The organism is Chryseobacterium sp. SIMBA_029 (assembly GCF_046535275.1).
In the GTDB taxonomy this organism is placed as follows: Bacteria; Bacteroidota; Bacteroidia; order Flavobacteriales; family Weeksellaceae; genus Chryseobacterium.
The window spans coordinates 1-269 of sequence record NZ_JAWRXA010000357.1 but is presented as its reverse complement, the minus strand read 5'-3'; the positions used below and the strand labels follow the sequence as shown (position 1 = coordinate 269).

General features: G+C 58.4%; 1 pseudogene. It reads right to left on the bottom strand.

From position 1 onward, the window contains the following. Positions 1 to 26: 26 nt before the first annotated feature. Positions 27 to 269 (bottom strand): annotated as a pseudogene (locus SB679_RS24455) (oxidoreductase); the annotation flags it as partial.

Here is a 269-nt window from a genome sequence, read left to right as displayed (position 1 = left end):
GGCGTGCATGTTGCGGTTTCGCTTGCTCAATTTGAGAACTCCATGAAGCCGGTATTGTTGGCGGTGACGCCCTCTAGCGGTTCATTGCCGAGCGCGTGCAGACACGCCCATGCAAGGTCCGCGTGTCCTGTTTCCTCGTTACGGCTCGCTTCATAGGTGACTTTCTTTCCGCTCGCCGTCATGGTCTTGCGAATCGCCATGAACGATTGCGCCAGGTCTGTCCATCCGGCATCGAATTCGAGCCGGCCCTTGCCGATCACCGACAAGCC